Source organism: Candidatus Shikimatogenerans silvanidophilus (genome assembly GCF_018200315.1).
GTDB classification, from domain to species: domain Bacteria; phylum Bacteroidota; class Bacteroidia; order Flavobacteriales; family Blattabacteriaceae; genus Shikimatogenerans_A; species Shikimatogenerans_A silvanidophilus.
This window is the reverse complement of the sequence record NZ_JADFUB010000001.1, coordinates 61,176-74,813: the sequence shown is the minus strand read 5'-3', so window position 1 is coordinate 74,813 and position 13,638 is coordinate 61,176. Positions and strand designations below refer to the sequence as shown.

Below are 13,638 nucleotides of genomic sequence, written 5' to 3'. Positions count from 1 at the left end.
TCATACATAATTTTTTAAAAAATTAATATATAAATATATAATAATATATAAATTAATATATAAATTATTTTAATGTATAAATTATTTATTTTTAATGTAAAATTTATTTTATGGAATTTTTATTAAAAAAAATGAAAGTAAAATATAAAAATACAATACAATATTATAAAAAAATTAAAAAAAAATTTTTTAATTTAAACAATATTATTGGAAAAAACATATCTATTATTCATATAGAATATGAATGTTATTTTTGTAAAAGAAATAAAATAATTTATAAATTAGGTCTTTGTAAAAATTGTTTTTTTATAAAATTTAATAAAAATATTTTTTTTCCAGAAAAAAGTCCAAAAAATATTTCAAATTTAAAAAAAAGTTTTTTATTTAAACCACATATAGTTTATTTGAGTATTACTAGTAATTTAAAAATAGGTGTAACAATAGAAAATAATTTAATAAATAGATTAATAGATCAAGGATCATTAATATCTATTCCAATTTTTAAAACTCCAAATAGATATTTATCTGGTATTATTGAAGTTTTTTTTAAAAAATTTTTTAATGATAAAACAAATTTTAGATTAATGATAAAAAATAAAAATTATGAAGAAAAATTATTATTAAAACATAAAAAAGAATTATTAATAAAAAAAAAAAAATTAGTTTAAAATTAAAAAAAAAATTTAAACCTTATTTTATTAAAAAAAATAAAATTTTTACTTTTAATTATCCAATTAATTTAAATTTAAATGAAAAAAATGAACAAAAAATTAAATACATTTATTTAAAAAAAGAAAAAAAAATTAATAAAAAGTTAATAGGAATTAAAGGACAATATTTAATATTTAATGATGGATATGTTTTTAATATAAGGAATCATGAAGGTTATATAATAAAAATGAAAATATATTAAATTAAAATATATTTTAATTTAAATTTTATAATTAAATTGATTTATATATAAAAATAGAAGTAATGCCAAAATTAGTATTAATTATTTTAATTTTTTTAAAATTATTATTAATTAGTAAATTATTTAAATCTGATTTTTTTATAAAACAATTAATGGAAGATATTAAATATTTATATGCATAAAAATTATCAGATAATATTTTAGATATAAAAATTATATATTTTTGGTAAAAAAATTTATATAAAAATTTAATTATATTATTTTCTGGATAAAAAAATTCTAATATAATTAGATATCCATTTTTTTTAATATTTTTTTTTACAATTTTTAAAAAATAATTAATATTGTCAAAATTTCTTATACCAAAAGAAATTGTAATTACATCAAAATATTTTTTTTTTATAAAATATTTATAATTTGTTTTAAATATTTTTATTCTTTTACTCAATTTTTTTATTTTTATTTTTCTTTTTGCTTCTTTTATCATTTTTTCTGAAAAATCTATTCCAATAATATTACTTTTTGTAAGTTTTTCTGCTAAAATAATTGCTAAATCTCCTGTACCAGTAGCAACATCTAATATTGTTTTAATTTTTTTTTCTAATAAGAAATTAACAACTTTATTTCTCCAAATTCTATCAAATCCTAATGTTAATAAAAAATTTATTAAATCATATTTTTTATATATAGAATTAAAAATATATTTTATTTTTCTTTCTTTTTCTTTAATATTATTTTTATTCATTTTTTTTAATTATTTTTATATTTTTATTAATTATTTTAATTATAAATTTTTAATTATTATTTTTAATTATTAAATTTTTTTTAAATAATAAAATTATGAAAAAAAATAAACATCCAAAAAATTATAGAATAGTAGTTTTTAAAGATACAAGTAATGATAAATTTTTATTATGTAGATCAACTGTTGATACTAAAAATAATGTAATTGAAATTAATAATAAAAAATATCCTTTATATAAAATGGAAATTTCTAGTTTTTCTCATCCTTTTTTTACTGGAAAAATGAAATATGTAGATACAGAAGGAAGAATAGAAAAATTTAAAAAAAAATATCAAAAAAAATAAAAAAAATATTAGTATTTTTAATAATAAAATTAGTATTTTTAATAATAAAAATAAATATTAAAATTTATTATTTATTAATTTTTTATTAAAAATAACTATTAGTACATGGTATAATATCTAAAGAACTAATTTTTCCATATATATATTTATAATATCCATGTATTGCTATCATAGCAGCATTATCTGTAGTATATTGATTTTCTAAAAAGAATAATTTCCAATTATTTTTTTTTGATTCTATAAATAATTTTTTTTTAAAAAAAATATTTCTAGATAAACCACCAGAAAAAGCAATATTTTTAATATTTGTTTTTTTAACAGATTTTTTTATTTTTTCTATAAAAATTTTAATAATAGTTTCTTGCAAAGAAAAACATAAATTATGTAATTCATCTTGTATAAAATTTTTATTAATTTTTTTATTTTTTTGTATAAAATATTTAAAATTAGTTTTTAAACCACTAAAACTAAAATTTAAATCTTTTACTTTTGGAATATTAAAATAAAATTTTAATTTTCCTTTTTTAGCACATTTTTCTATAATTTGTCCTCCTGGATATCCTAATCCTAAAATTATTGCAGATTTATCAATTAATTCTCCAGCTGAATCATCTATTGTTTTTCCTATTGTTTCCATATTTAAGAAATCTTTTACAATAACTATATTAGTATGTCCACCACTACTTGTTAAACATAAAAATGGAAAAGAAGGATAATAATCATTTTTATTTTTTATAAAATGTGCTAAAATATGAGCTTTAATATGATTTACACCTATTAAAGGAATATTATATGACATAGAAAATGATTTAGAAAAAGAAGAAGCTATTAATAAAGAACCTATCATTCCTGGACAATATGAAAATGCAATTGCGTTTATATATTTTGTATTTATTTTTGATTTTTTTATGGCAATATCAACTACTCTAATTATTTTTTTGTGATGAAATTTAGATGCTAAATCAGGAACAACACCATTATATTGTTTATGTATTTTTTTTTGAGAAAAAATAACATTTGATAAAACTTTATTTTTTTTTATAATAGAGGCAGAAGTATCATCACAAGAAGATTCAATACCTAAAATTATAACCATATATATATTTTTATATTTATTTATTATTAAATTATTATTATTTATTAAATTATTATTATTTATTAAATTAAAAAAAATGAAAAAGTATTTATTATTTTTTTTATTAATTTTTTTAAATTTTTATTTTATAAAAAATTTATATTTTATTAAAAATAATATATATTATAATTATAATAATAAAATTAATAATAAAATTTATTATATATTATTATTTTGTAATATTTTATCAATATTTTTAAATTTATTTTTTTTTTTTATTAAAAAAATTAATTTAAAAAAAATATTAATAATCCTTATATTTACAATTACTTTGTTACAATTTATTATTAAGGAATTTTATTTTATGTATATTGATACTGATGTTTTATTTTATTTATTTATTTTTTTTTTAAATCTAATTAATATTATTATTTAATTATTTAAATATTTAAATTAATTAAGGAGAGTTGCCGGAGTGGTTAACGGAACAGTTTGCTAAACTGTCAACATAAATAAATGTTTCGTGGGTTCGAATCCCACACTCTCCGCTAATCGGGGTGTAGCGTAGTTTGGTTTATCGCGCCTGGTTTGGGACCAGGAGGTCATAGGTTCAAATCCTATCACCCCGACATGACTACGTAGCTTAATTGGATAGAGCAACTGCCTTCTAAGCAGTAGATTACAGGTTCGAATCCTGTCGTAGTCGCAATATCAATATAATTTATTTTAGTTGCGGTCCGAACGGGACTCGAACCCGTGACCCCGTGCGTGACAGGCACGTATTCTAACCAACTGAACTATCGGACCAATTAATTTATTTTTTATTAAAAAAATAATTTTTAATTTTTTTTTCTAAATTTTCTTTAGAAATAGAACCAATATGTCTTTCTTTTTCTATTCCATTTAAAAAAAATATTAATGTTGGAATACTTTGTATATTAAATTTTTCAGAAAGTAAAGTATTATTGTCTATATTTATTTTAAAAACATATAATTGTTTTTTATATTTTTTTTCTATATAATCAATAATTGGACTTAATAATTTACATGGTCTACACCAAGAAGCCCAAAAATCTATTAAAATAACATATTTATTATATTTTGAAAAAAGAATATCAAAATTTTTATCATTAACTTCCATATATAATATAATATTAATAATATATATAATATTATAAAATAAAATAAATATAATATAATATATAATAAATAATATAAAATAATATTATTTAATAAAATAATATTATTTAATTAATTATTTAATATAATATAATATTTTATTTTTTTTTTATAAAAAACTAAAACCAATTATTTCTTTTTCTTTATAATATAAAATTTTTTTTTCTTTAAAAGGAAAAATATTATATTCTTTTATATTTATAATATCATTTATATTTTCTTCATAATCAAATAAAGAATTTTGATTATTTTTTTTATTTGATTTATATTTAGTTCCTAATTTAATTAACATTTCTAAAATAGAAATATTTTTTTTAATACAAAAATACTGTAATCTATCTATTTTAAATTCATCTAAAGAACCTGAAAATATTAAATTTTCTATAACTTTTTTATTAACAATACGTAAGTTAATTCTTTTAATAAAATTATAAATTGAAGTATATTTTCCATTTTTTTCTCTTTCATTTATAATATTTTCTATAGCAATATTTCCTATTCCTTTAATTCCTTTCATTCCAAATCTAATATTTTTTTTATTTTTTTCTTCTTCAACAGTAAAATTATAATAACTTTTATTTATATTAGGAGGTAATATTTTAATTTTAAGTCTTTTACATTCTTTTATTAATATTGTAATTTCTTTAACATCTTTAATATTACTTAAAAAAGAAGAAATATATTCTGAAGAATAATGAGTTTTTAAATAAGCAGCTTTAAAAGATATTATTGTATAACAAGTTGCATGAGATTTATTAAAAGCATATGAAGCAAAATATTCCCAATCTTTCCATATTTTTTCTAAAATTTTTTTAGAATAATTATTTTTAATACCTCTAATTAAAAAATTTTTTTTTAAATTAATTAATATATTTTTGTTTTTTTTACCCATAGCTTTTCTTAATAAATCAGCTTCTCCTTTACTAAAATTTGATATTATTTGTGATAATAACATAACTTGTTCTTGATAAATAGTAATTCCATATGTTTCCTTTAATATTTTTTTCATTATTGGAATATCATATTGTATTTTTTTTTTTCCATTTTTTCTATTAATATATTCTGTAATATATTTTAAAGGTCCAGGTCTATAAAGAGCATTCATAGCTATTAAATCATTAATATTATCAGGTTTTAATTTTTTAAGATATTTTCTCATTCCAGTAGACTCATATTGAAATATTCCTATAGTATTTCCCTGTTTGAAAGTTTCATATGTTTTTTTATCATTTAATGAAAAAAAAATTTTTTTATTAATTTTTTTTAAAGTATCTTTAATAATGCTTAATGTTTTTAATCCAAGAAAATCCATTTTTAATAAACCAACTTTTTCTACAACTTTATTATCAAATTGAGTAATCAATAAATCAGAATCTTTTGATAAAAATACAGGAATAAATTTTTTAATATTTAAATTAGATATAATTATTCCACAAGCATGTATACCAATATTTCTAATTAATCCTTCAATTTTTTTAGATTGCATTAAAATGTATCCTTTAAAAGATTTTTTTTCAATTTCTTTTCTTAAAAAGAAAATATTTTTTAATTCTTTATGAGAAAATTTTTTTTTTAATGATAACCAATCTTTTTCAAAAATTTCTTTTAATGAAGAATTTAATGGTATAATTTTAGTTAATTTATTAACTTCATATAAAGAAAAATCCATAACTCTTCCAACATCACGTATAGATGATTTTGCTGCCATAGTTCCATAAGTAATAATTTTTGCTACTTTTTCTTTTCCATATTTTTTATAAACCCATTTAATTATTTTTTCTCTACCTTTATCATCGAAATCAATATCTATATCTGGAAGATTAATCCTATCTGTATTTAGAAAACGTTCAAATAATAAATTATATTTTATAGGATCTATTTGTGTTATATCTAGACAATAAGAAACAATAGAACCAGCTACAGATCCTCTTCCTGGTCCAACAAAAATATTCATTTTTTTTGCTTGTTTAATAATATCTTGTACTATTAAAAAATAGACAGAATACTTTATTTTTTTAATAATTTTTAATTCAAATTGTATTCTTTTTTTAATAATAGAATAATCGTAATAATTATAATATTTTTTATTAGCACCCTTATAAACTAAATATTTTAAATATTTATTTGAATTTTCTAAATAATTAGAAGAATATTTTTTAAAATTTTTTGGAAAAGTAAATTTTGGAATTTCAATTTTTTTATTAATATCATATATTTCTATTTTATTTAATAATTCATTTAAAAAATAAAAACCTTTTGATAAATCAAAAAAAATATTTGACATTTCTTTTTGATTTTTAAAATAAAATTCATTATTTGGGAATCCAAATCTTTTTCCAAAACCATTTCCTATAGGTGTGTTTTTTTTTTCTCTATTTTTTATACATAATAAAATGTCATGTGTATATGAATCATTTTTATTTAAATAAAAATTATTATTTTGTATTATATATTTTACATTATATTTTTTAGAAAATTTTAATAAAATTTTATTTACATAATCTTCTTCTTCTAAATTATGCCTAAGAATTTCTATATAAAAATCTTCTTTAAATAAATTATACCACCATAAGAAAATTTTTTCTGCTTTTTTTTTTCCTTTATTTAATATTGTATATGGGATTTCAGAATTTAAATCTCCACTCAATGCTATAAGATTATTTTTATATTTTTTTATTAATTCTTTTCCTATTCTTGGTATACCTGAATAATATCCATCTATGAAACCATGAGAACATAATTTAGAAAGATTATAATATCCAATTTTATTTTTTGCTATTAAAACTTGATTATAACGTATATCTGGATAATTTTTTGTAAATTTTTTTATTAAATAATTATGTGATATAAAAAATTCACAACCTACAACTCCTTTAATTTTAATATTTTTATTTTTTTTTAATTTATGTATATAATCTAAAAAATAAAAACTTCCCATCATATTTCCATAATCTGTTATTCCAACAGCAGGCATATTAAATTCAATTGCTCTATTAATAAGAGACTTAATAGTTATAGTAGAATATAAAATAGAAAAATGACTATGATTATGTATATGTGAATAATTATTATATATATTATATATATTTTTTTTAATTTTTAATTTTTTTTTAATTATTTTTTTTTCATTTTCTTTTATTTCTTTTATTTTTTTTTCATTTTCATTTTTAATAAAAGAAAAAATATTTTCTATATTTTTATTAATTATTTTATAATATTTTTTTTTAATTTCTTCTTTATAAAAAAGAATTCCAATTTTTATCATCTTAAAAAAACATAAAGAAGTAATTTGTACATCATAAAAAGAATTATGTAATAATAATTTTATTTTTTTATTAAATAATTTTTCATATAATTCAGATAATTTAGGCCATTTAAATCTTTTTCCTTTACCATAAATTTTACAAAAATTACATGATTCAATTTTAGTATCAATAATTTTTTTTAAAAAAAAATTTATTTTTTTTTTTTTATTTTTTATAAATTCAAATTCAATAATTTTAATATCAAAACTAATATTATGTCCAATTATTACATTTGATTTATTTAAATCTTCTTCAAATTTATTAAGAATATATTTAATATTTTTTCCTTTTTTAATAGCAATTTCGTTAGTAATTCCATGTATTTTAATTGACTTAAAAGGAATTTCAAATTTATTATTTGGATTAACTATATAATTTTTAGAATGTATTAAATAAAAAAAAGAATTATAAAGATTCCAAGATAATTGAACTAAACTTGGACAATCATTTTTATTATAATCGTAATGTAATCCTGTTGTTTCTGTATCAATAACAATATACATTATATTATATTTTTTTTTATTATTGATGTATTAAAAATAAAATGTATACTTTCTTTATTAATTTTTTTAATAAGTTCTTTTAATAAATTAAATGACTTTATTTTATAAATAATTAGAGGATCTTTTTGTTCATAAATAGAATTTTGAACTAAATTTTTTAAATCATCCATTTCTTGAATATGATATTTCCAAAATTTATCTATAATAAATATTAAAGTATTTATTTCTAATTTTTTTAAAAAATTATAATTATTATTATTATTATTATTATTATAATTATAATGTATATTAATAATATTTTTTTTATTGGTAAATTTTATTGTTATAGGTATAGATGATATTAAATATTTTTTTTTAATAATATTATATATTTGTGTATTTAATTCTTTATTTTTTTTTTATATAATTTTTTTTAAAAAAAATATTTTTTTTTAATTTTTTTTTTATAATTTTATATATATTTATTTTTATTTTATAAAAATTATATATAAAAATAAATATATATAAAATTTATATATTTATTTATATATTTACTATATAAATAACTATAACTATATATTTATATTATATATATATTATATTATATTATATTATATTATATTATATATATATTTTTTTTATTAATATTTTTTTTTTTTTATTTTCTATTGTAATACAAATTTTTTCATTGTTTTTTTTATATTCTATTTTATAAATAGAATATGGTTTTCTTCTAATTTCGCTTTTTTTAAAATTTACTTTTCCTTTTCTTAATAATTCTTTTATAAAAAATTCTGTATAATATTTTTTTTTATTTTTATTTATTAACATTTTTTTTAAAATAAAAATTTTTTTATTTTTTATATTATTTAATACTCTTTCATTTGGTAAATAATAATTTAAATTATAAAAAAATCTATTTCCAAATAAATAAAAAACTATCATAATTCCAATAAAAATACCTAAAAAAAAATAAAAAAATCTTCTTAAAAAATTACTAAATATATTCATATTAAAATTATCATATTTAAATTAAAATTATTTAAATTAATTTTATTAAATTAAATAAATAAAAAAATAAAAATAATATAATTATAATATAAATTTATTTTATGTTTTTATGTTATTATATACTTCAGAAATAAAAAAAGGAATTTGTATAAAATTAAATAATGATTATTATAAAGTTATATATTTTTTACATGTAAAACCTGGTAAAGGTTCAGCCTTTATAAGAACAAAATTAAAGAGTATAACTAATAATAAAATTATTGAAAAAACATTTTCTTCTGGTCATAAAATAGAAAAAATTAAAATTTTATCTAAATATTTTAAATTTTTATATAAAGAAAATAATTTATTTAATTTTATGAATTTAGAAGATTATAATCAAATTAATGTAGAAAAAAAAAAAATTAATAATTATTATTTTTTAAAAGAAGGAGAAAAAGTAATAATAAAATTTAATATAAAAAAAAATAATGAAATTTTATGTGTAGAAATACCAAAAACTACTATATTAAAAGTTATAGAAACAATTAATGTAAGGAAAATTGATACAATTAATAAATATACAAAAAAAGCAATATTAGAAACAGGTGTTACTATACAAGTACCTTTATTTATTAATAATAATGATTTAATTAAAGTAAATACTGAAAATAAATATTATTTAGAAAGAATTAAAAAAAAATAATATAATTAAAAAAAAATAATTAAATAAAAATATATAAATAAATATATAAAAAAATATTGTATATAAATATATAAAAAAATATTGTTTAAATTAAATAAATAAATAATAAAAATTAATTTATGTTAATAGGTAAAAAAGCACCTTTTTTTAAAGCTACTGCTATAATAAATGGAAATGAGATAATTAAAAATTTTTCTTTACAACAAATTGAGAATAAATATATTTTATTATTTTTTTATCCTAAAGATTTTACTTTTGTTTGTCCAACAGAACTGCTTTCTTTTCAAGAAAAAATTAATGAATTTAAATCTAGAAATGTTTCAATTATAGCTGTATCTACTGATTCTGAATATTCTCATTTAAATTGGTTAAATACACCTATAAAAAATGGAGGAATACAAGGTGTAGAATTTACACTTGTATCTGATATAAATAAAACTATTTCATACAATTACGGTGTATTATCAGGAGAATTTTCTATTTTTCCTAATAATGAAAAAAATAATATTATTGAAGTTAAAGGAGAATTAATACCTTACAGAGCAAATTTTTTAATTGATAAAAGTAGAATTATAAGACATCAATCAATTAATGAATTTTATGTAGGAAGAAATATTAATGAAATTTTAAGAATTATAGATGCTATTCAATATTTTGAAAAAAATGGTGAAGTTTGTCCAGCTAATTGGAAAAAAGGAGAAAAAGGAATTAAACCTAATATAAAAAGTACTATAGAATATTTAAAAAAAAATTTTTAATGCATAAAAAAAAATAAAAATATAAATAAAATATTTTTATTTTTTTTTTAAAAATTTTTACTTTTTAATGAAAAAATTTTATTTTATAAATAAAATTGAATTTGTTATTCATAAATATATTAAAAAAAAATATTTATTAAATAATTTAAAATTAGAAATATTTTATAATATAAATAAAAAAATTAATAGTGATATAACAATTGTTTTATTTCCTTTATTAAAAATAATAAATAAAAAATTAGATATTATAGGAAAAGAAATAGGTAAATATTTAATTTTTAAAAAATTAATTAAAAATTTTAAATTAATAAATGGTTTTTTAAATATTTATTTAGAAGATTTTTATTATATAAATTTATTTAATAATTCTATTTTAGAAGAAAAATTTTGTTTTAAAAAAAAAATTTTTAAAAAAAATAAAAAAAAATTTATTATTATAGAATATTCTTCACCAAATACTAATAAACCATTGCATATAGGACATCTTAGAAATATTATTTTAGGAAATTATATATATCGTTTATATAAATTTATAGGAAAAAAAGTAATACGAACTCAATTAATAAATGATAGAGGAATACATATTTGTAAATCTATGATAGCATGGAAAAAATTTTCTAATTATAAAACACCTAAAAAAACTGGAATTAAAGGAGATCATTTTGTTGGTAATTATTATGTTCTATTTGAAAAATTACTTTCTAAGAATAAAAAAATAATGTCTCTTACAAATAATATGTTATTAAAATGGGAAAAAGGAAATAAAGAAATTTTAAATATTTGGAAAAAAATGAATTATTGGGTATATTCTGGATTTTCAAAAACTTATAAAAAATTAGGAGTTAATTTTGATAAAACAGAATATGAAAGTAAAACATATTTATTAGGAAAAAAAATAGTTAAATTTGGATTATTAAATAATATTTTTTTTAAAAAAAAAGATGGATCAATATGGGTTGATTTAGAAAAATATGGATTAGGAAAAAAATTATTATTAAGATCTAATGGTACATCAGTATATATAACTCAAGATATTGGTACAGCTATAAAAAGATTTAAAAACTCAAATATACAAAAATTTATATATATAGTTGGTAAAGAACAAGAACGTCATTTTAAAATTTTATTTACTATTTTAAAAAAATTAAAATATAAATGGGTAAAAAAATTATTTCATCTATCTTATGGAATGATAAATTCTCCATATGGTAAAATGAAATCTCGTTATGGAAATGTTATTTATGCTGATGATTTAATAAAAGAAATGATAATTTTATCAAAAAAAAGTATAAAAAAAAATTTTTCAAAAAAATATAAAGAAAAATTATCTAAAATTATAGGAATAGGAGCATTAAAATTTTTTATTTTAAAAAATAATACTAAAAATACAATTATTTTTAATCCATTAAAATCAATTGATTTAAAAGGAAAAACATCTTCATATATACAATATACATATGTTAGAATTATTTCTATTAATAGAAAAAATAAATTTTTAAATTATTCTCGTAAAAAAAAATTTTTTTATATTAAAATAAATAAATATGAAAAAAAATTAATTAAATTATTAGAACTTAGACATAATATTATTAATAATTCAATCAAAAATTTTAATCCTTCTATATTAGCAAATTATATATATGATTTGTGTAAAGAATATAATGATTATTACCAAAACATTAAAATTTTATTTGAAAAAGATGAAAAAATAACTTTTTTTAGAATTAGATTATCTTGTTTTATTGGAAAATTAATTAAAAATTTTATGGAAATATTAGGAATTGAAATGCCAATTAAAATGTAATTTTTTATATTTTATATTTAAAATATTTAAAAATATATGTTTTCATTTTTAAAAAAAAAAATAAATAATTTATTAAATAATATAAATAATAATAAAAATAAAGAAAAAAATATTAATTCTTTTATTAAAGAAATTAAAAACATTTTAATTGAATCAGATGTTGATTATGATGTAACTAATTCATTTATAAAAAAAATAAAAAAAAAATTTTTTGATAAAAATAATTTATCAATTAAAAAAACACTTAAGGAAGAATTAATAAAATTAATGGGTTCTACTAAATCAAAATTACATATTAAAAAAAATAGTATTAATATTATTTTAATATTAGGAATGCAAGGAAGTGGAAAAACAACATTTTCTGCAAAATTATCTTTGTATCTAAAAAATAAAAAAAAAAACCCATTATTACTTTCTTTAGATATTAAAAGGCCAGCTGGATTAGAACAATTAAAAATATTAAGTAAAAAAATTAATATTCCATTTTTTGATTTTAAAAAAGAAGAAAAAATTAATTGTGTATTTAATAATGCTATAAAAGAAGCAATAGAAAAAAAATATAATGTAATTATAATAGATACTTATAATAATTTTTGCAATGATCTTTTTGTTAAAGAAGAATTTAAACCAATATTAAAAAAAATAAAAAATGAAAATATTTTATTTACTATTGATTCAATGATAGGACAAGATTCTATAAATATTATTAAATCATTTAATGATATTTTACCTTTTTTTAGTGGATTAGTTTTAACAAAAATTGATAGTGATACAAGAGGTGGTGTAGCTTTAAGTATTTGTAGTATTTTAAAAAAACCTATTAAATTTATTAGTTTTGGTGAAGATTTAAATAGTATTGATATTTTTTATCCAGAAAGAATGGTAAATAGAATTTTAGGAATGGGAGATGTAGATTCATTATATGAAAATATACAAAAAAATTTTAATAAAAAAGAAAAAGAATATACAAAAAAAAAAATATTAAATAATAATTTTACTTTTCAAGATTTTTTATTTTTTATACAAAAAATAAAAGAAATGGGAGGTTTAAATATATTACTAAATATGCTACCAATACAGGGTATTGATACTGATATGACAGAAAAACAATTAAAAAAAATTGAATCTATTATTTTCTCTATGACACCATATGAAAGAAAATATCCTAAAAGTATAATATATGAAATTAATAGAAAAATTAGAATTTCAAAAGGTTCTGGTACATCAATAAAAGATGTAGATTTATTATGTAATAATTATTTAAAATTTAAAAAAATATTTAAAAACATAAATATGTTTAAAAATATAAGTAATTTTTTTTAATATATTTTAAAATT

The 13,638-nt window shown here is 15.2% G+C and carries 13 protein-coding genes and 4 tRNA genes; 10 read left to right on the top strand and 7 right to left on the bottom strand.

Annotated features, from left to right (window positions below; translation table 11 throughout):
• Positions 1 to 110 precede the first annotated feature (110 nt).
• Complete coding sequence (locus KHQ18_RS00405) at positions 111 to 668, top strand: DUF2797 domain-containing protein (RefSeq protein WP_212113173.1); 558 nt, start codon at positions 111 to 113, stop codon at positions 666 to 668.
• Entirely contained in the window at positions 638 to 913 is a 276-nt protein-coding gene (locus tag KHQ18_RS01730; RefSeq protein WP_212113180.1) for a DUF2797 domain-containing protein, read from the top strand. The genes KHQ18_RS00405 and KHQ18_RS01730 overlap by 31 nt, the downstream gene beginning before the upstream one ends.
• Positions 914 to 944: 31 nt before the next feature.
• On the opposite strand, the gene KHQ18_RS00395 is transcribed toward KHQ18_RS01730, so the two are convergent.
• Positions 945 to 1,658: a ubiquinone/menaquinone biosynthesis methyltransferase gene (locus KHQ18_RS00395; protein WP_212113172.1), complete on the bottom strand. Its 714-nt coding sequence runs from the start codon at positions 1,656 to 1,658 to the stop codon at positions 945 to 947.
• A 95-nt stretch (positions 1,659 to 1,753) separates the two neighbouring features.
• Here KHQ18_RS00395 and KHQ18_RS00390 point away from each other — a divergent pair, with 95 nt between their 5' ends.
• On the top strand, positions 1,754 to 2,002 hold the full coding sequence (locus tag KHQ18_RS00390) for a type B 50S ribosomal protein L31 (protein ID WP_212113171.1): 249 nt from the start codon (positions 1,754 to 1,756) through the stop codon (positions 2,000 to 2,002).
• Positions 2,003 to 2,087: 85 nt separating this feature from the next.
• Here KHQ18_RS00390 and tsaD read toward each other — a convergent pair whose 3' ends face one another.
• Complete coding sequence (gene tsaD, locus KHQ18_RS00385) at positions 2,088 to 3,098, bottom strand: tRNA (adenosine(37)-N6)-threonylcarbamoyltransferase complex transferase subunit TsaD (protein ID WP_212113170.1); 1,011 nt, start codon at positions 3,096 to 3,098, stop codon at positions 2,088 to 2,090.
• A 440-nt stretch (positions 3,099 to 3,538) separates the two neighbouring features.
• On the opposite strand from tsaD, the gene KHQ18_RS00380 reads away from it, so the two are divergent.
• The 3 genes from KHQ18_RS00380 (at position 3,539) to KHQ18_RS00370 (ending at position 3,783) form a co-directional block, all read left to right on the top strand.
• Positions 3,539 to 3,625: transfer RNA gene (locus tag KHQ18_RS00380), tRNA-Ser, on the top strand.
• Positions 3,626 to 3,630: 5 nt separating this feature from the next.
• Positions 3,631 to 3,706: transfer RNA gene (locus KHQ18_RS00375), tRNA-Pro, on the top strand.
• 3 nt (positions 3,707 to 3,709) lie between these two features.
• Positions 3,710 to 3,783 (top strand) — tRNA-Arg (locus KHQ18_RS00370).
• Positions 3,784 to 3,810: 27 nt separating this feature from the next.
• Here the strand turns inward: KHQ18_RS00370 and KHQ18_RS00365 are convergent.
• The 5 genes from KHQ18_RS00365 to KHQ18_RS00345 all read right to left on the bottom strand — a co-directional run bounded on the left by KHQ18_RS00365 (position 3,811) and on the right by KHQ18_RS00345 (position 9,054).
• Positions 3,811 to 3,884: transfer RNA gene (locus tag KHQ18_RS00365), tRNA-Asp, on the bottom strand.
• A 7-nt stretch (positions 3,885 to 3,891) separates the two neighbouring features.
• Positions 3,892 to 4,218: a thioredoxin gene (gene trxA / locus KHQ18_RS00360; RefSeq protein ID WP_212113169.1), complete on the bottom strand. Its 327-nt coding sequence runs from the start codon at positions 4,216 to 4,218 to the stop codon at positions 3,892 to 3,894.
• A 147-nt stretch (positions 4,219 to 4,365) separates the two neighbouring features.
• Positions 4,366 to 8,064, bottom strand: a complete 3,699-nt coding sequence (gene dnaE / locus KHQ18_RS00355) for a DNA polymerase III subunit alpha (RefSeq protein WP_212113168.1) — start codon at positions 8,062 to 8,064, stop codon at positions 4,366 to 4,368.
• Complete coding sequence (locus tag KHQ18_RS00350; protein WP_479686403.1) at positions 8,064 to 8,390, bottom strand: hypothetical protein; 327 nt, start codon at positions 8,388 to 8,390, stop codon at positions 8,064 to 8,066. Before KHQ18_RS00350 ends, dnaE begins: the two co-directional genes overlap by 1 nt.
• 274 nt (positions 8,391 to 8,664) lie before the next feature.
• Positions 8,665 to 9,054: a hypothetical protein gene (locus tag KHQ18_RS00345; protein WP_212113167.1), complete on the bottom strand. Its 390-nt coding sequence runs from the start codon at positions 9,052 to 9,054 to the stop codon at positions 8,665 to 8,667.
• Positions 9,055 to 9,163: 109 nt separating this feature from the next.
• On the opposite strand from KHQ18_RS00345, the gene efp reads away from it, so the two are divergent.
• The 4 genes from efp to KHQ18_RS00325 all read left to right on the top strand — a co-directional run bounded on the left by efp (position 9,164) and on the right by KHQ18_RS00325 (position 13,624).
• Entirely contained in the window at positions 9,164 to 9,739 is a 576-nt protein-coding gene (gene efp / locus KHQ18_RS00340; protein WP_212113166.1) for an elongation factor P, read from the top strand.
• Positions 9,740 to 9,858: 119 nt separating this feature from the next.
• Positions 9,859 to 10,497, top strand: a complete 639-nt coding sequence (locus KHQ18_RS00335; protein ID WP_212113165.1) for a peroxiredoxin — start codon at positions 9,859 to 9,861, stop codon at positions 10,495 to 10,497.
• Between the two features lie 67 nt (positions 10,498 to 10,564).
• A complete protein-coding gene (gene argS / locus KHQ18_RS00330) occupies positions 10,565 to 12,301 on the top strand; it encodes an arginine--tRNA ligase (protein WP_212113164.1) in 1,737 nt (578 codons plus the stop codon).
• Between the two features lie 36 nt (positions 12,302 to 12,337).
• A complete protein-coding gene (locus KHQ18_RS00325; RefSeq protein ID WP_212113163.1) occupies positions 12,338 to 13,624 on the top strand; it encodes a signal recognition particle receptor subunit alpha in 1,287 nt (428 codons plus the stop codon).
• Positions 13,625 to 13,638 lie beyond the last annotated feature (14 nt).